The following is a 21,293-nucleotide window of genomic DNA, read 5'->3' as shown; positions in this document are numbered from 1 at the left end:
GTCCTTTTCTTTCCGACGATCCGAGGAGACAAACCATGCGTTTCACCCGCCGCGCCGCGGCGCTGCTTCTGGCTGCGCTCGCCCCTGTGGCCGCCTGGGCCCAGGCCCCCGAATGGCCGGCCGCCAAGCCCATCGTCTACGTGGTGCCCTTCACGGCAGGAGGCTCCACCGACATCGTGGGGCGCACGCTCGCCCAGAAGCTGGGCGAAAGCCTCAAGCAGTCGGTGGTGGTCGACAACAAGCCCGGCCAGGCCGGCGGCATCGGCGCCGCCTACGTGGCCAAGGCGGCACCCGACGGCTACACGCTCTTCGGCGGCACCATCAGCACGCACGCCATCAACGCCAGCCTCTACAAGAAGCTGCCCTACGATCCGATGAAGGACTTCGAGCCGGTCTCGCTGGTTGCGCGCCTGCCCAACGTGTTGATCGTCAACAGCCAGTTGGGCGTGAACTCGGTCGCCGAACTCGTGGCCCTGCTGAAGAAGGACGAGAGCAAGCGCACCTTTGCCTCTTCCGGTGCCGGTACCTCCACCCACCTGGCCGGCGAGATGTTCGCGGACCTGATCGGCGTGAAGCTCACCCACGTGCCGTACAAGGGCACGCCGCCGGCCATGACCGACGTCGCCGCGGGGCTGGTGCCCTTCATGTTCGACCAGGTGACGGCGGCGCTGCCGCTGGTCAAGAGCGGCAAGCTCAAGCTGCTGGCCGTGACGACGAGCAAGCGCATCGCGCTGGTGCCGGAACTCCCGACGATGATCGAATCCGGTATTCCGGGCTTCGAGATGTCGTCGTGGCAGGCGGTGTATGCGCCCAAGGGCACGCCCAAGCCGATCGTGCAGCGCCTCAACGCCGAGATCGTCAAGGCGCTCAAGCAGCCCGACGTGCAGGCCAAGCTCTCGGACCAGCTGGCGATGGAGATCGTGGGCAGCACGCCGGAAGAACTGCGCGACCACATGGCCAAGGAGATCCCGCGCTGGGCCGAACTGGTGAAGAAGTCCGGCGCGACGGCGGACTGAGGACTGCCGTCCTCGACGGCCTCCAATGAAAAAAGCCCGCTATCTTTGGATAGCGGGCTTTTCAGCGTTGGCACGGTAATTTTGGTGGGCCCTGAGTGACTCGAACACTCGACCTACGGATTAAGAGTCCGCTGCTCTACCAACTGAGCTAAGAGCCCCTGATCGACATTGCTGTCATTCAGGCAATCCAAAGATTATAGCCAGAATGTTTGTGCCCTCCGCTCAGCTGCGCTCAAAAATGCACGCGATGCCTTGGCCGCCGCCGATGCACATGGTCACCAGCGCGTAGCGGCCCTGGATGCGCTCCAGTTCGTATAGCGCCTTGACCGTGATCAGCGCGCCGGTGGCGCCGATCGGGTGGCCGAGCGAGATGCCGGAGCCGTTGGGGTTCACCTTCGCGGGGTCCAGGCCGAGGTCTTGCGTCACCGCGCAGGCCTGCGCGGCGAAGGCCTCGTTGGCCTCGACCACGTCCATGTCCGAAGCCTTGAGACCCGCCTTCTCCAGCGCCTTGCGCGAGGCCGGCACCGGCCCGATGCCCATGTAGTTCGGGTCCACGCCGGCGAAGGCGTAGGCCACGATGCGCGCCATCGGCTTGAGGCCGCGGCGCGCCGCTTCTTCCTTCTCCATCAGCACCACGGCTGCGGCCGCGTCGTTGATGCCCGAGGCGTTGCCGGCGGTCACCGTGCCGTTCTCCTTGAGGAAGGCGGGCTTGAGCTTGGTCATGTCTTCGATCTTGGCGTCGAAGCGCACATGCTCGTCGGTGTCGAACTGCGTCGGGCCCTTGCGGCTCTGCAGCGGCACCGGGACGATCTGGCTCTTGAAATAGCCGGCCTCGATCGCCTTCTGCGCGCGCTGGTGGCTCGTCAGCGCCGTCTGGTCCTGCGTCTCGCGGCTGATGTTCCACTTCTTGGCGACGTTCTCGGCCGTCACGCCCATGTGGATGTTCTCGAAGGGGTCGTGCAGCGCGCCGATCATCATGTCCACCAGCTTGGTGTCGCCCATGCGCACGCCCCAGCGCGCGGTGAGCGAGGACAGCGGGGCGCGGCTCATGTTCTCGGCGCCGCCGCCGACGGCCACCTTCGCGTCGCCGAGCTGGATGCTCTGCGCCGCGCTCACGATCGCCTGCAGGCCCGAGCCGCAGAGGCGGTTGACGGTGAGGGCCGGGGTCTCCTGGGCGCAGCCGCCCTCGATGGCGGCCACGCGGGCCATGTACATGTCGCGCGGCTCGGTGTTGACCACGTGGCCGAAGACCACGTGGCCCACGTCCTTGCCGTCGACCTTGGCGCGTGCCAGCGCCTCCTGGGTCACCAGTGCGGCGAGTTTCGTTGGCGGGACGTCCTTGAGCGCTCCGCCGAAGGTACCGATCGCGGTGCGAACGCCGCTGACAACAACCACTTCTTTCATGACAAGTCTCCGGTGCAGGGAAAGGGGAGGGGGAAAGGGTCAATGATGCACGTTTCCTGCGTGACCGCGGCGTTACGATGCCTGCCCGAACTAGGAGCCGCCAAATGATCGACCCCAACACCCCTCGCCACGTCGTGGTGACCGGCGCCGCCGGCGCGCTGGGCCGCGCCGTCGTGCAGCACTTCCTGGACCAGGGCGCCCGCATCGCCCTGCTCGACCACCGGATGGAGCACATCGTCAACGTCTTCCCGGGACTGGACAACTCGCAACACCTGTTGCTCGAGGCTGACGTGACATCCGTGGAGAGCATGGGAGAGGTTGCCGGCCGCATCCTGGCAGCCTTCAAGCACGTGGATGCGCTGGTGCACATTGCCGGCGGCTTCGAGATGGGCGAAGAGGTGCATGCGCTGAGCCGCCCGGCCTGGGACCGCATGATGAACCTGAACGCCTGGTCTTTCGTCGCGGTCTCGCAGGCGCTGGTGCCCTCGATGATCGAGCGCAAGGCCGGCAGCGTGGTCGCCGTCACCGCCAAGGGCGCGGCGCGGGGCGCCGCCGCCATGGCGGCCTACATCGCGTCCAAGAGCGCGCTGCAGCGGCTGGTCGAAGCCTCGGCCGCCGAACTGGCGTCGCACGGCATCACGGTGAACAGCATCGCCCCCAGCACGCTGGACACGCCCGCCAACCGCCAGGCCATGCCCGATGCCAAGCCCGAGAGCTGGGTGTCGACCGCGGTGGCCGCCCAGACCATCGGCTTCCTGGCCTCGCCCGCGGCCGCCGCGCTGCACGGCCAGCACCTGACGCTGGACGCCTGAAGGAGGCTCGAAAACAAAAAGGCCCCGGCGGATGCCGAGGCCTCATGAGAAGAGTTGGTGGAGAGGATGAGGATCGAACTCACGACCTCCGCATTGCGAACGCGGCGCTCTCCCAGCTGAGCTACCCCCCCAACGCAGGCCGAATTCTAACCAGAATCGAGAGGCCCCAGCGTGATCGGCGTCTTACATCAGCAGGTGCTCGCCCGCGTTGTCGCCGCCCAGCGTGACGTAGTTGACCTTGCGGATGTCCATGAGCTTGCGCCCGCCCGCGTAGCTGATGGAGCTCTGGATGTCCTGCTCCATCTCGATCAGCGTGTCGGCCAGCTTGCCCTTGATCGGCTCGAGGATGCGCTTGCCCTCGACGTGCTTGTACTCGCCCTTGTTGAAGTCGCTGGCCGAGCCGTAGTACTCCTTGAAGAGCGCGCCGTCGACTTCCACCGTCTTGCCCGGCGACTCCTCGTGACCGGCGAATAGCGAGCCGATCATCACCATCGAGGCGCCGAAGCGGATGCTCTTGGCGATGTCGCCGTGGTCGCGGATGCCGCCGTCGGCAATGATCGGCTTGGTCGCCACCCGCCCGCACCACTTGAGCGCCGACAGTTGCCAGCCGCCCGTGCCGAAGCCGGTCTTGAGCTTGGTGATGCAGACCTTGCCCGGGCCGATGCCGACCTTGGTCGCGTCGGCGCCCCAGTTCTCGAGGTCGATCACCGCCTCGGGCGTGCCCACGTTGCCCGCGATGACGAAGGCCTTGGGCAGCTTCTTCTTGAGGTGCGCGATCATGTTCTTCACCGTGTCGGCATGGCCGTGCGCGATGTCGATGGTGATGTACTCGGGCGCCAGGCCCTCGGCGACCAGACGGTCGACCGTCTCGTAGTCCGCCTTCTTGACGCCCAGCGAGATCGAGGCGAAGACGCCCTTGGCGTGCATGTCCTTCACGAGCTGCACGTTGTCGAGGTCGAAGCGATGCATCACGTAGAAGTAGCCGTTCTGCGCCAGCCAGGTGCAGATGGTCTCGTCGACCACCGTCTTCATGTTGGCCGGCACCGTCGGGATGCGGAAGCTGCGGCCGCCGAGCGTGACGCTGGCGTCGCACTCGGAACGGCTCTCCACCACGCATTTGCGCGGCAGGAGGAGGATGTTGTCGTAGTCGAAGATCTGCATGGAACCAAGCTCCTGGAAGGGTCGTTGAAGAACGATAGAGCGCTTGGTCTGGCCGGCTTTCGGGCGCGTTTCGCAAAGAAAACGCGCACAAAAAACCGGGCGCAAGAAACTTGGGCCCGGTGATTGATTTTACGCGCCCGGACCGCGCCGCGCGCAGGCACGTTTTCATATAACCCCCATACGCGGGGCTTTCTACAATCGACGGATGTTCACCGACCCCGCGGCCACGGCCGATTCGCCGCTGCTCCACAACCTCAACCCCGAGCAGCTCGCTGCCGTCACGCTGCCGGCGGGCAACGCCCTGATCCTCGCGGGCGCCGGCTCCGGCAAGACGCGGGTGCTGACGACCCGCATCGCCTGGCTGCTGCAGACCGGCCAGGTCTCGCCCGGCGGCATCCTGGCCGTCACCTTCACCAACAAGGCGGCCAAGGAAATGCTGGCGCGCCTCACCGCGATGCTGCCGATCAACGCGCGCGGCATGTGGATCGGCACCTTCCACGGCCTGTGCAACCGCCTCCTTCGTGCCCACTGGAAGCTGGCCGGACTGCCTTCGACGTTCCAGATCCTCGACACCCAGGACCAGCTCTCGGCCATCAAGCGGCTGATGAAGCAGTTCAACGTCGACGAGGAGCGCTTCCCGGCCAAGCAGACCCAGTGGTTCATCGCCGGCGCCAAGGAAGACGGCCTGCGGCCGCGCGACGTCGAGACCCGCAATGAGGACGACCGCAAGAAGGTCGAGCTCTACCAGCTCTACGAGGAGCAGTGCCAGCGCGAAGGCGTGGTCGACTTCGGCGAGCTGATGCTGCGCAGCTACGAGCTGCTGCGCGACAACGACCCGGTGCGCGAGCACTACCAGCGGCGCTTCCGCCACATCCTGATCGACGAGTTCCAGGACACCAACCGCCTGCAGTACGCCTGGATCAAGATGCTGGCCGGCCAAACGGTGGAGAGCCGCTTCGTCCCCGGCGACAACAGCGTGCTCGCGGTGGGTGACGACGACCAGAGCATCTATGCCTTCCGCGGCGCGCGGGTGGGCAACATGGCCGATTTCGTGCAGGAGTTCGAGGTCACGCACCAGATCAAGCTGGAGCAGAACTACCGCAGCTACAGCAACATCCTCGATTCGGCCAACGCGCTGATCAGCCACAACAAAAAGCGGTTGGGCAAGAACCTGCGCACCGACCAGGGCCCCGGCGAGCCGGTGCGCGTCTACGAATCCACCAGCGACTTCGCCGAGGCGCAGTGGATGGTGGAGGAGATGCGCCAGCTGGTGCGCGACGGCATCGATCGCAAGGAGATGGCGGTGCTCTACCGCAGCAACGCGCAGAGCCGGGTGATCGAGACGGCGCTCTTCAATGCTGCCGTGCCCTACCGCGTCTACGGCGGCCTGCGCTTCTTCGAGCGCGCCGAGATCAAGCATGCGCTGGCCTACCTGCGCCTGCTGGAGAACAAGGACGACGACACCAGCTTCCTGCGCATCGTCAACTTTCCACCGCGCGGCATCGGCGCGCGCAGCATCGAGCAGCTGCAGGACGCGGCCCGTGCCGCGGGCCGATCGCTGCACGATGCGGTCGCCGCCGTCGGCGGCAAGGCCGGTGCCAACCTGTCGGCCTTCGTCGCCAAGATCGACGTGCTGCGCGAGCAGACACAGGGCCTGTCGCTGCGCGAGATCATCGAGCTGGTGCTGCAGCACAGCGGCCTGATCGAGCACTACCGCAGCGAGCGCGAAGGCGCCGACCGCATCGAGAACCTGGAGGAGCTGGTCAACGCGGCCGAGAGCTTCGTCACGCAGGAAGGCTTCGGCCGCGACGCTGTGGCGATGCCGGTCGACGAGCTGCGCCAGTCGCCGGCCAGCCAGGGCCTCGATCCGAACCTGCCGATCACCGACGAGCCGCTGGCGCCGGACGCCGAGACCGGCGAGACCATGAGCCCGCTCGCCGCCTTCCTGACGCACGCCGCCCTGGAATCGGGCGACAACCAGGCGCAGGCCGGGCAGGACGCGGTGCAGCTGATGACCGTGCACGCGGCCAAGGGCCTGGAGTTCGATTGCGTGTTCATCACCGGCATGGAGGAGGGCCTGTTCCCGCATGAGAACTCCCTGTCCGACCACGAAAGCCTGGAGGAGGAGCGTCGCCTGATGTACGTGGCCATCACGCGCGCCCGCCAGCGCCTGTACCTGAGCCATTCGCAGACCCGCATGCTGCACGGCCAGACCCGCTACAACGTGAAGAGCCGCTTCTTCGAGGAGCTGCCCGAGACCGCACTCAAGTGGCTGACGCCGAAGAACCAGGGCTTCACGCCCTCGGCCTTCGGCTACGGCGGGGGCTACGCGAGCACGCGCGGCGGCAGCTACGGCAGCAGCAAGGAGAGCTTCGCCAGCCCGCCCGTGCCGCCGCAAAAGGCCGCGCCTTCGCATGGCCTGCGTTCGGGCATGCAGGTCTTCCACAACAAGTTCGGCGAGGGCACCGTGCTGGCGCTCGAAGGCAGCGGGGACGATGCACGGGCGCAGGTCAACTTCCCGCGCCACGGCATCAAGTGGCTGGCGCTGTCGGTGGCGAAGCTGACGCCGGTCTAACGGCGGATGCGAATTCGCCCGCTCAGTCCGCCTGGAAGCTATCCCTGAACGTGAACCAAGTCGAGCTCAGCGACATCGCCGCCAGCACCAGCGCGCTGCCGATCATCAGCGCACCGCCGATGGCCGAGGCGCCGCCGCCCATGCCGATCGCGCCGACGCCGACCAGCACCGTGGCCACCAGCCCGATGCCGATGCCCGCGGCCAGGAACACACCGAACCACGAGAGGCAGAACATCGCGTAGGCGCCGAAGTTGCGGAACAGCGCGACCAGGCTGAAGAACAGGCTCTTCACGGGCTCCACGTGGTGCCAGTGCACCAGCGCCGGCGCATGCCACATGGCCAGCGACAGCGGGAGGTTGAGCACCATGACGAAGAGGCGGGCGGTCTGGAAGTCGCTGCTGGCCATCACCTCGGCCGACAGCGTCTCGTCGAGCAGGTAGGCGCGCGCCAGGTAGCCGTCGTCCATCAGGGCCGAGAGGCCCACCACCACCACGAAGTAGGCGGCCGAGATCAGGCCCAGCACGATCATCGGCTTCCACTCGCTTCGCACCGCTTCCGCGGCGGCGGTGAACATGGCCGGCGCGGCGGGCTTCTGCCGGTCGTTGGCGTAGGCGACCGAGGTGGCCACCATCAGGCCCAGCGTCATGAAGGGCAGCAGGATCGGCGCCAGCACGCTGCCGACCAGCGGCAGCTGCGAGGCGATCGAGATCGAGGCCATGAACAGGAAGAACAGCGAAATGAAGGCCAACGGCTGCCGCCAGAAGGTCTTGAGTCCGATGCGGACCCATTCGGCGCCAGTGCGTGCCGGCACGAGGTTCAGTTTCATGGGTGGACAGGCCCCTCAGGCGGCCTGCGGCTCGCCGAGGGCGGCGCTGGAAGAGAAGGATGCGGCCGGCGCCCGCGAGCGTTCGCGCAGCACGCGCTCGAAGTGGGTCGGGTCATGGGCCTTGAGGATGCTCGCCTCGCGCGGCAGGTGGAAGTCCCACAGCCGCGAGATCCAGAAGCGCAGGGCCGCGGCGCGCAGCATGGCGGGCAGCAGGGCGCGCTCGGCGGCGGTCAGCGGTCGCACGGTGCCGTAGGCAGCCAGCAGGGCGTCGGCGCGCAGCGCGTCGTGCCGGCCGGTGGGCAGGTCGATCGCCCAGTCGTTGAGGCACACCGCCAGGTCGAAGAGCCAGGTGTCGGTGCCGGCGAAGTAGAAGTCGAACACGCCGGTGAGGTGTGGCGAATCGCCCTCGGTGGCGAACATCGCGTTGTCGCGGAACAGGTCGGCGTGCACCGGACCTCGCGGCAGCGCCGCATAGGCCGAGGACTCGGCGACGTGGTTCTGGTAGGCCAGCTCGCTCTGGAGCAGTGCCGCTTGCGGTGCTTCGAGGTAGGGCAGCACCACCGGCGCGGTGTCGTTCCACCAGGCCAGGCCGCGCAGGTTGGGCTGGATGCGGGGGAAGTCGCGGGCCGCCTGGTGCATGCGCGCCAGCAGGCGGCCCAGCTCGGCGCAATGGGCGGCCGTGGGGGCCAGCTCGCTCTTGCCCTCGAGCCGCTGCACGAGCGCCGCCGGCTTGCCCGCGACCCGGTGCAGGAACTCGCAGGGCGCATTGGCCGGGATGGAGAGCGCGTGTCCGCTGGGCGGCGCGATCGCCGGGTCGGCCACCGGCTCCGGCACCGGAATGCCGCGCGACGCCAGGTGCTTCATCAGGCAGAGGTAATAGGGCAGCTGCTCCGGGCCCAGGCGCTCGAACAGCGTCAGGACGAATTCGCCTGACGCGGTGCTCGCGAAGTAGTTGGTGTTCTCGATGCCGCCCTCGATGCCTCGCAGGGCGGTGAGCGAGCCCAGGCCGACGCGCTGGACCAGCGCATCGGCTTCGTCGAACCCGACTTCGGTGAAGACCGCCACAGCTCTTAGAACTTGAGCACGTTCCAGACCCGCGCGCCGTTGCCGTTGCCGCCGGTCTCGGTCTGGCTCTGCCGGTCGCGCCCGGTATTGTTCGGCAGCACTTCGTAGGAGGGCACGTTCGCCTTGGGCTGCACCGAGATGCTCTGGGTCTGGCCGCCGTAGCGCACTTCGTCGACGCGGGCGCCGGAATCCTCGACGCGGATGTGCTCGATCTTCTGGTTGCTGCGCGGCGACTCGGGCGTGGCCTGGGTCGCGTCGGGCGGCGGTGCGCTCTGGGCATGAACGGCGGCCAGCGGTGCGGCACAGGCCAGCGCGGCCAGTAGGGCGCCGCGGGCGAGCAGAAGAGGAGTGGAGGACATGCGGCGATTGTAGGCGGCGGCCCCGTGGGCCGCTGTCAGCCGGTGGCGACGCTCGCCGTCGTGCGGGCGCCCGAGCGCGGCACGGCAAAATGCCCCGATGACCGACAAGAAAACATTGCTGCTCGTGGACGGCTCGAGCTACCTCTACCGAGCCTTCCACGCGATGCCCGACCTGCGCGCGGTGCCGGGCGACCCCGGCAGCCCGGCGACGGGCGCCATCCGCGGAATGATCAACATGCTGCAGTTGCTGCGCCGCGAGGTGCGGGCCGACTACGCCGCCTGCATCTTCGACGCGCCGGGAAAGACCTTCAGGGACGCGTGGTATCCCCAGTACAAGGCCAACCGTTCGCCGATGCCCGATGACCTGCGCAGCCAGGTCGAGCCCATCCACGAGGTGGTGAGGCTTTTGGGCTGGCCGGTGCTGTGCGTGCCCGACGTCGAGGCCGACGACGTGATCGGCACCCTGGCGCGCACCGCGGCGAACCAGGGCGTCGAGGTGATCGTCTCCAGCGGCGACAAGGACCTGAGCCAGTTGGTCGACGAGCACATCACCATCATCGACACCATGAACGGCAAGAAGCGCGACGTGGCCGGCGTGACGGCCGAGTTCGGCGTGCCGCCCCGCTTGATGGTCGACTACCAGACGCTGGTGGGCGACACCGTGGACAACGTGCCCGGCGTGGAGAAGGTGGGCCCGAAGACGGCCGCGAAGTGGCTGCTGGAGTACGGCTCGCTCGATGCGCTGATCGCGCGCGCCGGCGAGGTCAAGGGCCAGGCCGGCGAGAACCTGCGCAAGGCGCTCGACTGGCTGCCGCAGGGCAAGCGACTGGTGACCATCCGCACCGACTGCGAGCTCGACGGCCACGTGTCCGGGCTGCCCGCGCTCGACGGCATCGCCATCGGCCCGCAGCAGGTCGAGCCGCTGAAGGGCTTCTACGAGAAGTACGGCTTCAAGAGCCTGGTGAAGACGCTGGAGGCGCACGAAGTCCCGCCCGAGCTGATCGAGGAGAACAAGGCGAAGCGCGGCCCCGAGGGCGGCACCGGCCTGCTCGAGGAGCCGGCCGCCGACGCCGCGGCCAAGGCCACCAACCTGGCCTACGACACCGTGCTGAGCTGGGAGCTCTTCGACACCTGGCTGGCGAAGGTCGAGGCGGCCGAGCTGGTCGCGCTGGACACCGAGACCACCTCGCTGGACGAGATCCATGCCGAGATCGTGGGCATCAGCTTCAGCGTCAAGCCCGGCGAGGCGGCCTACATCCCCGTGGCCCACAACTACGGCGACGCGCCGGCGCAGCTGCCGCGCGACGAGGTGCTCGCGAAGCTCAAGCCCTGGCTGGAGGACGGCGCGAAGAAGAAGCTGGGCCAGCACGTCAAGTACGACCGCCACGTGTTCGCCAACCACGGCATCGAGGTGCAGGGCTACGCGCACGACACCATGCTGCAGAGCTACGTGCTCGAAGTGCACAAGCCGCACGGCCTGGCCAGCCTGGCCGAGCGTCACCTGGGCCGCAGCGGGATCGACTACGAGGACCTGTGCGGCAAGGGCGCGCACCAGATTCCCTTCAGCCAGGTGTCGATCGAGAAGGCGGCCGAGTACGCCTGCGAGGACTCCGACCAGACGCTGGACGTGCACCTCGCGCTCTGGCCGAAGCTGCAGGCCGACGACAAGCTGCGCTTCGTCTACGAGCTGGAGATGGCTTCCAGCGAAACGCTCTACCGCGTCGAGCGCAACGGCGTGATGATCGACGCGCCCATGCTGGCCGCGCAAAGCAACGAGCTGGCCAAGCGCATCCTGGCCCTGGAGCAGGAGGCCTACGAGCTCGCGGGCCAGCCCTTCAACCTGGGCTCGCCCAAGCAGATCGGCGAAGTCTTTTTCACCAAGCTGGGCCTGCCGGTCGTCAAGAAGACGCCCAGCGGCGCGCCGAGCACCGACGAGGAGGTGCTGGAGAAGCTGGCCGAGGACTTCCCGCTGCCGGCCAAGATCCTCGAGCACCGCGGCCTCTCCAAGCTCAAGGGTACCTACACCGACAAGCTGGGCCAGCTGGCCCATCCGCGCTCGGGCCGGGTCCACACGCACTATGCACAGGCGGTGGCAGTGACGGGGCGCCTGTCGAGCAACGATCCCAACCTGCAGAACATCCCGATCCGCACGCCCGAAGGCCGCCGCGTGCGCGAGGCCTTCGTGGCCCCGGCGGGCAGCGTGATCGCGAGCTCCGACTACTCGCAGATCGAGCTGCGCATCATGGCCCACATCAGCGGCGACGCGTCGCTGCTGCGCGCCTTTACCGAGGGCATCGACGTGCACCGTGCGACCGCGGCCGAGGTCTTCGGCGTGGCGGTGGACCAGGTGTCGAGCGAGCAGCGCCGCTACGCCAAGGTCATCAACTTCGGGCTGATCTACGGCATGAGCAGCTTCGGCCTGGCGCGCAACCTCGGCATCGAGACCAAGGCCGCGGCCTCTTACATCGACCGCTACTTCGCGCGCTACCCGGGCGTGAAGGTCTACATGGACGAGACCAAGGCCCTGGCCAAGCAGCGGGGCTACGTGGAGACCGTGTTCGGCCGCCGCCTCTACCTGCCCGAGATCAACTCGCCCAACGGACCGCGCCGCGGCGGTGCCGAGCGCGCCGCCATCAATGCGCCGATGCAGGGCACGGCGGCCGACCTGATCAAGCTCAGCATGGTCAAGGTGCAGCAGGTGCTCGACGCCGAGAAGCGCCGCACCAAGATGATCATGCAGGTACACGACGAACTGGTGTTCGAGGTGCCCGAAGATGAAGCCGACTGGGTCCGCAGCGAGATCCCGCGGCTCATGGCCGGCGTGGCGGAGCTCAAGGTTCCGCTGCTGGCCGAGATCGGCTTTGGTCCCAACTGGGACAAGGCGCATTGAAAGAAGACAAAGACAAGACCCAAGGAAAGACACACGAATGAAGTTCTCGCATTGCCTCCGCACCTTCGCCCTCGGCGCCGTCTGCGCCGCCTGGCTCGGCATGGCTTCGGCCGCACCCGACGATCGCATCGCCGCGCTGGCCGCCAAGGAAAAGCCCGTGCTGCTCGACACCCTCAAGCAGCTGGTCTCCATCGAGTCGGGCAGCCGCGACCTCGAAGGCCTGGACAAGATCGCCAACCTGATCGCCGAACGCCTCAAGGCGATGGGCGGCCAGGTCGAGCTGGTCGACCCGACGGCCGAGGCCTACCGCATGGAAGACACGCCGGAGAAGATCGGCAAGGCGGTGCGCGCCACCTTCAAGGGCACGGGCAGCAAGAAGATCATGCTGATCGCTCACATGGACACGGTCTACCAGATCGGCATGCTCAACAAGCAGCCCTTCCGCATCGAAGGCGACAAGGCCTACGGCCTCGGCATCGCCGACGACAAGCAGGGCGTGGCCGTCATCCTGCACACGGTGGCGCTGCTGAAGGCGCTGGACTTCAAGGAGTACGGCACGCTGACGGTGCTGATCAACGGGGATGAAGAGATCAGCTCCCCCGGCTCCCGCGCGCTCATCAGCCGGCTCGGCGCGGAGCACGACGTGGTGATGTCGTACGAGGGCGCCTCGATCAAGGAGGACAAGCTCTCGCTCGCCACCGCCGGCATCGCCTCGGTCTCGCTCAACGTCACGGGCAAGGCCTCGCACGCGGGCTCGGCGCCCGAGCTGGGCGTGAACGCGCTCTACGAGCTCTCGCACCAGATTCTCCAGATGCGCGACCTGTCCGATCCGGCCACCGGGCTCAAGATGAACTGGACCATCTCGAAGTCGGGCACCAACCGAAACGTGATCCCGGCGTCGGCCAGCGCCGGGGCCGACGTGCGTGTGCTGAAGGTCAGCGACTACGACCGCATCGAGAAGCAGGTGCAGGAGCGCGTCAAGAAGCAGCTGATCCCCGAGGCCAAGGTCGAGATGAAGTTCGAGCGCCGCCGCCCGCCGCTGGAGGCCACCGATGCCTCGCGCGCGCTGGCCGCGCATGCGCAGGCGGTCTACAAGGAGCTGGGCCGCGAACTGGGCGCCGACGATAAGGTGGCCGGCGGCGGCACCGATGCGGCCTTTGCCGCGCTGAAGACCAAGGCGCCGGTGGTGGAGCGCTTCGGCCTGCAGGGCTTCGGCGCGCACTCGGCCGATGCCGAGTACGTGCTGATCGACTCCATCGAGCCGCGGCTTTACCTGGCGACGCGGATGGTGATGGACATCTCGCGCGGCAAGGTCGGCAAGTAAGCCAAACCGCGCGATGCGCCTGCGCCACATCGAGGTCTTCAACGCCATCATGCTCACCGGCAGCGTGAGCGCGGCGGCCAGGCTCATCAACATCACGCAGCCGGCCGTCAGCCGCACGCTGCAGCACGCGGAGATCCAGTTGGGCTTCCCGCTGTTCCAGCGCGCCAAGGGACGGCTCACGCCGACCACCGAGGCGCAGGCGCTCTATCCGCACATCGAGCGCCTGTTCGCGCAGCTCGACGAAGTGCAGCGGCTGGCGGCCAACCTGCGCACGGCCAGCGATGCGGGCGAGCTGCGCATCCTCACCGTGCTCGCGCTGAGCTACGAGGTGCTGCCGCGCGCGCTCAAGGCCTTCCGGCAGAAGCATCCGGGCATCGCCGTCACGGTGGAATCGCTGCACTCGCCGCAGATCATGTCGGCGCTGCTGCGGCAGGAGGCGGACGTGGGCTTCGCCTTCAGTCCCGCGGTGCATCCCTCGCTCACGCAGGAGGCGCTGGCCGACAGCCGGATGGTGTGCATCGCGCCCAAGGGCATGCTGCCGCGCGCGCTGGTGCGCAACGGCTCGGCGGCGCTGCATGACCTGGTCAAGCTGCCTGTGGTGGGGCTGGACAGCCGCGACCCGGTCGGCACCAGCCTGAGCCAGGCCTGCCGGCAGGCGGGCGTGGGCTTTCAGCAGGCGGTGGTCACGGTGCAGACCTATCACGCGGCGCTGGCCATGGCGCACCACGGGCTGGGCGTGGCCCTGGTCGATGGATGCACCGCCAGCTCGGCCGATCGCGACAAGGTGGATGTGCTGGCACTGGAGCCGCGCATCCCGGTGCCCATCCGCGCCTTGCGTTTTGCCGAGCGGCCCGATTCGGTGCCGGTGCGCGGCATCACCCGCTGCATGCGCGAGGCGATCGAGGGGATGGCCTAAGCCGCCAATTGCCGCGCCACGCGCTCTGCTGAGCCGAAGGCCAGGGTGAAACCCAGCGCGCCGTGGCCGGTGTTGAACAGCATGTTCGAAGGTGCGTCGGCCAAGCGCCCGATGATCGGGACGCCCGTCGGCGTGGCCGGGCGCATGCCGGCCCAGGGGTGCAGCGCCTCCAGGCGGCTCGCCTGCGGGAAGACCGCTCGGGTCGCTGCGGCCAGCGTTTCGATGCGCGTCGCCGGAATGCTGGCATCGTGCCCCACCAGCTCGGCCATGCCTGCCACGCGCAGCCGGGAACCGATGCGCGCGAACACCACCTTGCGCGCGCTGTCGGTCACGCTCACGCGCGGGGCGGCGTCCGCGGCCGGGTCCACGTCGACCGTGATGCTGTAGCCCTTGAGCGGATACACCGGCAGGTAGGCGCCGAGCTGGCGGCCGAGTCGGTGCGAGGCGGCGCCCAGGGCCATGACGAAGGCGTCTGCCTCCAGGTCACCCGCGCCGGTCTGCACGGCGGCGACGCGACCGTTTCGCCGGTCGAAGCCCTGCACCTCGCAGTCGAGCAGGAAGCGCACGCCGCGCGCCCGCAGCGCACGTTCCAGCGCGATGCAGAGCTTGAGACAATCGGCCGCGCACTCGCTGGGCGTGTGGATGGCGCCGGCCATCTGCGTGCGGTAGGCCGCGAGCGCCGGCTCGATCGCGATGCATTCGTCGGGCGTGACCAGGCGCTGCTCGCTGCCCATCGCGCGCTGCAGCTCGAGCTGCCGGCGCGCGCTCTCCAGCGAGGCGGCGCTGCCGTACAGCACCAGCTTGCCGGTGCCGGAGAAATCGCAGTCGGGCTCGAGCTCGGCCAGCATGGCCTCGAAGGCGGTGCGGCTCTCGGCCGCGAGTGCGAGCAGCTGCGCCGTGGTCTGGTGAGAGGTGCGGGCATTGCAGGCCGCCAGAAAGGCGAGGCCCCAGCGCCACTGCAGCGGATCGAGCTGCGGCCGCAGCTTGAGCGGGGAGGAGGGCGAGAACAGTAGCTTGGGCAGCTGCTTCCAGATCGACGGATCCGCCAGCGGCTGCACGTAGGAGTAGCTCAACTGCGCGCCATTGCCGCCGCTGGCGCCGGACCCGGGCACCGCGCGGTCGACCACGCTCACCTGGAAGCCCCGACGGCTCAACTGCCAGGCCGTGGCCAGGCCCACGATGCCGGCACCCAGCACACCCACATGCATGACGCTTCTTCCTGTCGCTCGAATGGAAAGCGCCGACTCTAGGCGGTGGCCGCGGGTGCGTGAAATGCCAAAAGCGGGGCAAGCCATAGCCAAAGCTCATGCCCCGAACACGAGGCCCATAACTTTTGATCATGGCCGTGCCCGCAAAAGGAATTGTGAGCTCGGCGTGAATCGTTCCTACACTCCGCAACATATTCCAATCGACCGAAAGGGCTCGCATGAAGATTTCTGCATTGATGGCTGCCGTGGTGCTCGCCGCCGTCGCAACGGGCGCGCAAGCAGCCGACACCCTGGCCAAGATCGCCGCCTCGGGCAAGATCACGCTCGCCTACCGCGAGTCCTCGGTGCCTTTCAGCTACCTGGATGGAGGCAAGCCGATCGGCTTCTCGGTCGAGCTGTCCAATGCGGTGGTCGACGCGGTCAAGAAGAAGCTCAACAAGCCCAACCTCGAGGTGGCGCTGATGGCCGTGACCTCGCAGAACCGCATCCCGCTGCTGAGCAACGGCACCATCGATCTGGAGTGCGGCTCCACCACCAACAACAGCGCACGTGCCAAGGACGTGAGCTTCGCCGTCAACCACTTCTACACGGGCACGCGCCTGGTGGTGAAGAAGTCGTCCAACATCAAGGACTACGCCGACCTCGCCAAGAAGACGGTCACCAGCACGACCGGCACCACCAACGCGCTGGTCATGCGCAAGTACAACGCCGAGAAAAACCTCGACATGGACATCGTGCTGGCCAAGGACCATGCCGACGCCTTCCTGCTGGTCGAGAGCGGCCGCGCGGTGGCTTTCGCGATGGACGACATCCTGCTGTACGGACTGATGGCCAATGCCAAGAACCCCGCCGAGTTCGAGGTGGTGGGCGAGGCGCTGCAGGTCGAGCCCTACGCTTGCATGCTGGCCAAGGACGACGCGGCGTTCAAGAAGCTGGTGGACGACACCTTCGTCGGCCTGATGAAGAGCGGCGAGTTCGAGAAGATGTACACCAAGTGGTTCCTCCAGCCGATCCCGCCGAAGAACGTGCCGCTGAACCTGCCGATGAGCCAGCAGCTGCGTGACAACATCAAGGCGCCGAGCGACAAGCCAGCAACCTGAGCGCAAGCGTTGGTCGGAGCAGGGGGCGTGATGCTGAAGTCGCACACGGTGGGCATCCTGGGCGGCATGGGCCCGGCGGCGGGTGCCGACTTCGTGCGCCTCTTCGTCGAGGCCTGCGCCCGGCTGATGCGCGAGCGCGGCGAGCCGGTGCGCGACCAGGCCTTCCCCGAGCACTGGCTGGCGCAGGTGCCGGTGCCCGACCGCAGCGGTGCGCTCGAATCGACCGCGCTCGGCGCCCATCAGCCCTTGGAGCCCATGCTGCAGGCCCTGGGCCGGCTCGCTGCCCTCGGCAGCCGCGCCGTGGCGATCGCCTGCAATACGGCCCATGCCTGGCATGCCACGCTGCAGGAGCGCTTCCCGCAGATCGAGGTGTTGCACGTGGCGCGCGAGGTCTCGGCGCAGCTGGCGGCGGAGGGCGTACGCGACACGGCGCTGATGGCGAGCGAGGGTACTTACCGCGTCGGCCTCTACGAGCGGGCGATGGCCGATGCGGGCCTGGCTTGCCACCTGCCGCTGGCCGGGGAGCGCAAGCTGCTGATGCGCGGCATCTACGAGGGCGTGAAGGCCGGCGACCTGCGTCTGGCCGAGGATTGCTTCAGCCGGGTCGCGCTGCAGCTGGCCCACCGGCATGGTCCGGTCGCCATCGTCATGGGCTGCACCGAGATTCCGCTGGGGCTGCAAAACTCGGCGGCAGTTTCAGGGCTGCAGCTGGTCGATCCGGCGCAGGTGCTGGCCTCGGCGCTCGCCGTGCGGGCCTACGACGGGGCTTCACAGCACGGTCACGCCTGATCGCCTACAGTGCGGCCTCTGCGCGCCCTGCGCAGCCCCTCCCTTGTCCGTCTATCCCAGAGGAGTCCGCATCCCATGCCCAATGTTCAGACCGGTTCCGATCTCCAGGCCGAATTCGATTCGCTCCGCCCGGGCGAAAGCACGGTGGACGGCGCCACGCGCCGCACCGCCCTCAAGGCCGCCATCGGCGTCGGCTACGCGGCAGCCACGCTGCCCATCGCCGCCCAGACCGCGATCAGCACACCCGTCGAAGGCCTCAAGGCCGGTCCCGTCAAGTACAACGTGAACGGCTTCGACGTGCCGGCCTATGCGGCAGCCCCCACCGGCAAGACCGGGCTGCCCGTGGTGCTGGTGGTGCAGGAAATTTTCGGCGTGCACGAGTACATCGCCGACACCTGCCGCCGCTTCGCCAAGGCCGGCTACTTCGCGATCGCGCCCGAGCTCTATGCGCGCCAGGGCGATCCGCGCGCCTACACCGACATCCCGAAGCTGCAGGCCGAAGTGGTCAGCAAGGTGCCCGACGCGCAGGTCATGGCCGACCTCGACGGCGCCCTGAAGTACGCCGCGGCCAACGGCGGCGACGTCGGCGAGGCCGCCATCACTGGCTTCTGCTGGGGCGGCCGCATCGTCTGGCTCTATGCGGCCACCGGCAAGGTCAAGGCCGGCGTCGCCTGGTACGGCCGCCTGGTCGGCCAGCCCAGCGCGCTGACGCCGAAGCACCCGATCGACCTGGTCGCCGAGCTGAAGGCGCCGGTGCTCGGCCTCTATGGCGGCAAGGACCAGGGCATCGCGCTTGACACGGTTGATAAGATGAAGGCAGCTCTGGCCAACGGTTCGCCGGCGGCCAAGGCCTCCCAGTTCGTCGTGTACCCCGAAGCGGGCCACGCCTTCCACGCCGACTACCGGCCGAGCTACGTCGCGAGCGCGGCCGAGGACGGCTGGAAGCGCGCCCTGGCCTGGTTCAAGAACCACGGCGTGGACTGAGGCGAGCACCGCTTTCCGCCGAAAGCCGTCCCGATGGGCGGCTTTTTGTTTTCTTTGTTGAAGCCGTCATGAACCTGTTCGTCATCATCGCCGCGACCCTGGTTGCCGGCATCGGAAGTGTCTGGATCGCAGCGTTGCTGCTGCGCGTGGGTGTGCGCAGCGGCGGCGGCGTCGATCCGCAGCACCTGCTGAGCCTGGCGGCCGGCGCGCTGCTGGCCACCGCCTTCATGCACCTGCTGCCTGAGGCCTTCGAGAGCCGCATCGAGCCGGGCCTGCTGTTCGGCGTGCTGCTCGGCGGGCTGGTGCTTTTCTTCCTGCTCGACAAGGCGGAGCTCTGGCACCACGGCCACGAGCATCACCATGGCGAGGGCGCGCACCACGACCACGGGCACGCGCACGCACACGCGCACGGGCACGGGCACGGCCACGATCACCAGCGCAAAAGCGGCGGCTGGGCCGTGCTCACCGGCGACAGCGTGCATTGCTTCGGCGACGGCATCCTGATCGCCTCGGCCTTCATCGCCGACCTGCGCCTGGGCTTGGTCGCGGCGCTCGCGGTGCTGGCGCACGAGGTGCCGCATCACATCGGCGATCTGGTGGTGCTGCGCCAGAGCTCGCCCGATGCGCGGGCCGCGCTGGTCAAGGTGTCGCTCGCCGGCACCATGACGGCGCTGGGCGGCGTGGCCGGGTGGTGGCTGGTCGACCAGCTCCATGGCTGGCTGCCTTACTTCCTGGTGCTGGCTTCCAGCAGCTTCGTTTACGTGGCGCTGGCCGACCTGATCCCGCAGCTGCAGAAACGCCTGAGCGCGCGCCAGACCGCGTGGCAAGTCGCCTGGCTCGCCGCCGGGCTCCTGCTGGTCATGGGCGTGAGCCGCCTGGCCCACGGCGAGCACGGCCATGCGCACGAGCACGCCGACCCGGCCCACGAGGAACACGGGCACAAGCACTGAAGCCGCTCGGACGCGGCGCATTCCGACAAGACGGCTCTGCAGCCGGTTGCAAACTCGGGGCTACCCAAGTCGAGCGAGGAGGCTCACACTTGGGGGCTTGCCTCACCGCGAGCCAAACAGCCTCTAGGAGCCGATCATGAACCGCGCCGATCCCCCGCTGCGTTCCGTCGATCCCGTCGACGAGCCGGACGAACAAATCGAGGACGACGAGCTGTCTGCAGAAGAAGCCGTGGACGAGGAAGACGCCGAGGTGTTCGACGAGCTCTCCGAGGAAACCGGCATCGACCTGAGCGACGCCAGCGAACTCGACGCCGACAACGTGCCGGCCGACGAGGAGTTCGACCGCGTCATGCAGGCGCCGGACTGATCGGGCGCGCCGGCTTGCGCCGGACCCTGGGCTTCAGTCCTCGAGCGTGAAGCCCGCCTTGATCGTCACCTGCCAATGGGCGATCTTGCCGTCCTTCACATGGCCGCGGGTCTCGGTCACCTCGAACCACTGGATGTTGCGCACCGACTCATTGGCCTTGGCAATCGCACGCTGCACGGCATCGTCGCTGCTCGTGGGCGAGGAGCCGGTGAGTTCGAGGAGTTTGTAGACGTGATTGGACATGGAGCGCTCCTTGTGGGTGGATGCGGGCACGCTGCCGCGAACGGGGCAGCGGCCCGTGCATCATAGGCCTCAGGCCGCGGTTTCCATCTGCGCCATCAGCTCTTCCTTGCGGGCGGTGAGCTGTTCCTTCAGCGCGGCGAGGTCCACCTTCGACTTGCGCGCCTTCTCGAAGAGCTGCTCGCGCTCTTCCTTCACGTGATGGTCGATGTACTCGCCGAGCACGATCACCTTGGCGTCGAAGCAGGCCTCGTCGGCCCGCATCGATTCGATCTGCGCGATCAGGTCCTTGGCGGTCGCATGCTCCACGGTCGCCTCGTCGAGCAGCAGGTCCTCGTGGACCGCGGCGCGCATCGCCGGGTAGAAGATTTCTTCCTCGATCTGTGCGTGCACGCTCAGCTCACGGCAGATCCGGTCGGCCAGGGCCTGGCGGTCCGGGACTGCGGCCTTGGCTTCGGCCAGCTTGTTGAACTCCTGGAACAGCTTCTTGACGGCGATGTGATCAGCGTCGAGCAGATCGACGGCGTCGTTTTTCTTGGGCGGTGCTTTGCTCATGGTGGGGTCCTTTCGTCCTGTGTCGTGGGGTCGGGATGCTGCCGCCGCAGGCCGGGCGAGGGCTTGCGGCGGGGACCACGGTAGGAATCGCAGGGCCCCAAGAATGTGAGGCCGCGCATCGGCTGCGCGTAGGACGGAAGCAACAGGCGCGCTACTTGGCGCCGCCCGTGTACTTGGTGACGCTCTCCGCCGTCATGTGATACCCGCTCACCCCCATCATCGAGTCGTTGCGCAGGGTCTGCAGCTTGCCGGTGATCCACACCGTGTCCATGGCGCGGAACTTCGCGCCCTGACGCGGGCGCACGTGCACGATCTGGTTGGCCGGCGGCGGCGGCGTGTGGATGCAGGCGCCGAAGTAGGGCACCAGCAGGAACTCCGTGACCTCGCCCTTGTTCTCTTCCAGCGGCACGATGAAGCCCGGCAGCTTGATCTCCACGCCGTTCATTTCCGGATTGGTGGGCGCGTTGTTCGAGACTTCCTGCATCTTCATCAGCAGGTCGTTGGCGCGCGGGTCGCCGTCCTCGAGCTTGCTCAGGTCCATCCCCTTGAATTCCTTCATCGGGTCCCAGTCCTTGGGAACCAGCTCTTCCCAGGCGATCAGCCGCGCCTGGCCCGGCGCGGGCTTGGCGGCGGCGCTCTTGCCGCCCAGCGGGTGGGTGGCGGTGGTCGCCTGCGGCGCCGGATCGGCAGCGTAGGCCGTCACGGCCGCGGCGCACAGCGCGAGGAGCAGGGGGCGCAATGTCTTGATCATC

At 67.8% G+C, this 21,293-nt stretch carries 20 protein-coding genes and 2 tRNA genes; 11 read left to right on the top strand and 11 right to left on the bottom strand.

What is annotated here, in order from left to right; translation table 11 throughout:
• The first annotated feature begins 35 nt into the window (after positions 1-35).
• The gene (locus tag GXN78_RS06030; protein ID WP_106555214.1) at positions 36-1,016 is read left to right on the top strand and encodes a tripartite tricarboxylate transporter substrate binding protein; all 981 of its coding nucleotides are present in this window, start codon (positions 36-38) and stop codon (positions 1,014-1,016) included.
• Positions 1,017-1,098: 82 nt separating this feature from the next.
• On the opposite strand, the gene GXN78_RS06025 is transcribed toward GXN78_RS06030, so the two are convergent.
• Positions 1,099-1,174, bottom strand: a tRNA-Lys gene (locus tag GXN78_RS06025).
• Between the two features lie 64 nt (positions 1,175-1,238).
• Positions 1,239-2,420 (bottom strand): beta-ketothiolase BktB, encoded by a 1,182-nt coding sequence (gene bktB, locus GXN78_RS06020; protein WP_106555215.1) that lies wholly within the window; start codon positions 2,418-2,420, stop codon positions 1,239-1,241.
• A gap of 104 nt (positions 2,421-2,524) precedes the next feature.
• On the opposite strand from bktB, the gene GXN78_RS06015 reads away from it, so the two are divergent.
• Entirely contained in the window at positions 2,525-3,232 is a 708-nt protein-coding gene (locus tag GXN78_RS06015; RefSeq protein ID WP_106555216.1) for an SDR family NAD(P)-dependent oxidoreductase, read from the top strand.
• Positions 3,233-3,287: 55 nt separating this feature from the next.
• On the opposite strand, the gene GXN78_RS06010 is transcribed toward GXN78_RS06015, so the two are convergent.
• Together GXN78_RS06010 and GXN78_RS06005 are read right to left on the bottom strand one after the other, a co-directional pair.
• A tRNA-Ala gene (locus GXN78_RS06010) sits at positions 3,288-3,363 on the bottom strand.
• 52 nt (positions 3,364-3,415) lie between these two features.
• Positions 3,416-4,393: a GMP reductase gene (locus GXN78_RS06005; RefSeq protein WP_106555217.1), complete on the bottom strand. Its 978-nt coding sequence runs from the start codon at positions 4,391-4,393 to the stop codon at positions 3,416-3,418.
• A gap of 205 nt (positions 4,394-4,598) precedes the next feature.
• Between GXN78_RS06005 and GXN78_RS06000 the strand changes: the two genes are divergently transcribed.
• Positions 4,599-6,968 (top strand): UvrD-helicase domain-containing protein, encoded by a 2,370-nt coding sequence (locus tag GXN78_RS06000; RefSeq protein WP_106555218.1) that lies wholly within the window; start codon positions 4,599-4,601, stop codon positions 6,966-6,968.
• 22 nt (positions 6,969-6,990) lie between these two features.
• Here the strand turns inward: GXN78_RS06000 and GXN78_RS05995 are convergent, their stop codons facing one another.
• Genes GXN78_RS05995 through GXN78_RS05985 form a run of 3 tightly spaced genes read right to left on the bottom strand, consistent with a single transcriptional unit; the run spans position 6,991 to position 9,218 of the window.
• Complete coding sequence (locus GXN78_RS05995; RefSeq protein WP_106555219.1) at positions 6,991-7,794, bottom strand: BPSS1780 family membrane protein; 804 nt, start codon at positions 7,792-7,794, stop codon at positions 6,991-6,993.
• Positions 7,795-7,809: 15 nt separating this feature from the next.
• On the bottom strand, positions 7,810-8,859 hold the full coding sequence (locus GXN78_RS05990; RefSeq protein ID WP_106555220.1) for a homoserine kinase: 1,050 nt from the start codon (positions 8,857-8,859) through the stop codon (positions 7,810-7,812).
• 5 nt (positions 8,860-8,864) lie between these two features.
• A complete protein-coding gene (locus GXN78_RS05985; protein ID WP_106555221.1) occupies positions 8,865-9,218 on the bottom strand; it encodes a hypothetical protein in 354 nt (117 codons plus the stop codon).
• 97 nt (positions 9,219-9,315) lie between these two features.
• On the opposite strand from GXN78_RS05985, the gene polA reads away from it, so the two are divergent.
• Genes polA through GXN78_RS05970 form a run of 3 tightly spaced genes read left to right on the top strand, consistent with a single transcriptional unit; the run spans position 9,316 to position 14,348 of the window.
• Positions 9,316-12,108, top strand: a complete 2,793-nt coding sequence (polA, locus tag GXN78_RS05980) for a DNA polymerase I (protein ID WP_106555222.1) — start codon at positions 9,316-9,318, stop codon at positions 12,106-12,108.
• A gap of 37 nt (positions 12,109-12,145) precedes the next feature.
• Positions 12,146-13,432, top strand: coding sequence for a M20/M25/M40 family metallo-hydrolase (locus tag GXN78_RS05975; RefSeq protein ID WP_106555223.1), 1,287 nt, complete (start codon positions 12,146-12,148; stop codon positions 13,430-13,432).
• 13 nt (positions 13,433-13,445) lie between these two features.
• On the top strand, positions 13,446-14,348 hold the full coding sequence (locus tag GXN78_RS05970; protein WP_106555224.1) for a LysR family transcriptional regulator: 903 nt from the start codon (positions 13,446-13,448) through the stop codon (positions 14,346-14,348).
• Here GXN78_RS05970 and GXN78_RS05965 read toward each other — a convergent pair.
• Entirely contained in the window at positions 14,345-15,556 is a 1,212-nt protein-coding gene (locus tag GXN78_RS05965) for a D-amino acid dehydrogenase (protein ID WP_106555225.1), read from the bottom strand. The genes GXN78_RS05970 and GXN78_RS05965 overlap by 4 nt on opposite strands.
• A 218-nt stretch (positions 15,557-15,774) precedes the next feature.
• Here GXN78_RS05965 and GXN78_RS05960 point away from each other — a divergent pair, with 218 nt between their 5' ends.
• From GXN78_RS05960 to GXN78_RS05940, 5 genes are all read left to right on the top strand, one after another.
• Positions 15,775-16,656, top strand: a complete 882-nt coding sequence (locus tag GXN78_RS05960; RefSeq protein WP_106555226.1) for a transporter substrate-binding domain-containing protein — start codon at positions 15,775-15,777, stop codon at positions 16,654-16,656.
• 30 nt (positions 16,657-16,686) lie between these two features.
• A complete protein-coding gene (locus GXN78_RS05955) occupies positions 16,687-17,445 on the top strand; it encodes an amino acid racemase (protein ID WP_106555227.1) in 759 nt (252 codons plus the stop codon).
• A gap of 75 nt (positions 17,446-17,520) precedes the next feature.
• Positions 17,521-18,429 (top strand): dienelactone hydrolase family protein, encoded by a 909-nt coding sequence (locus tag GXN78_RS05950; protein ID WP_106555228.1) that lies wholly within the window; start codon positions 17,521-17,523, stop codon positions 18,427-18,429.
• Positions 18,430-18,497: 68 nt separating this feature from the next.
• Positions 18,498-19,379, top strand: coding sequence for a ZIP family metal transporter (locus GXN78_RS05945; RefSeq protein ID WP_106555229.1), 882 nt, complete (start codon positions 18,498-18,500; stop codon positions 19,377-19,379).
• Between the two features lie 136 nt (positions 19,380-19,515).
• Positions 19,516-19,746: a hypothetical protein gene (locus GXN78_RS05940; RefSeq protein WP_239142620.1), complete on the top strand. Its 231-nt coding sequence runs from the start codon at positions 19,516-19,518 to the stop codon at positions 19,744-19,746.
• A gap of 33 nt (positions 19,747-19,779) precedes the next feature.
• Here GXN78_RS05940 and GXN78_RS05935 read toward each other — a convergent pair whose 3' ends face one another.
• From GXN78_RS05935 to GXN78_RS05925, 3 genes are all read right to left on the bottom strand, one after another.
• The gene (locus tag GXN78_RS05935; RefSeq protein WP_106555230.1) at positions 19,780-19,989 is read right to left on the bottom strand and encodes a dodecin; all 210 of its coding nucleotides are present in this window, start codon (positions 19,987-19,989) and stop codon (positions 19,780-19,782) included.
• 69 nt (positions 19,990-20,058) lie between these two features.
• Positions 20,059-20,541, bottom strand: coding sequence for a hemerythrin domain-containing protein (locus GXN78_RS05930; RefSeq protein ID WP_106555231.1), 483 nt, complete (start codon positions 20,539-20,541; stop codon positions 20,059-20,061).
• Positions 20,542-20,692: 151 nt separating this feature from the next.
• A complete protein-coding gene (locus GXN78_RS05925; protein ID WP_106555232.1) occupies positions 20,693-21,292 on the bottom strand; it encodes a DUF3299 domain-containing protein in 600 nt (199 codons plus the stop codon).
• Position 21,293: the final 1 nt, after the last annotated feature.

The organism is Variovorax sp. WS11, assembly GCF_010499245.1.
Taxonomy (GTDB): Bacteria; Pseudomonadota; Gammaproteobacteria; order Burkholderiales; family Burkholderiaceae_C; genus Variovorax.
Note: the sequence above shows the minus strand (reverse complement) of the source record. Positions and strands in the feature narration are given on the sequence as shown.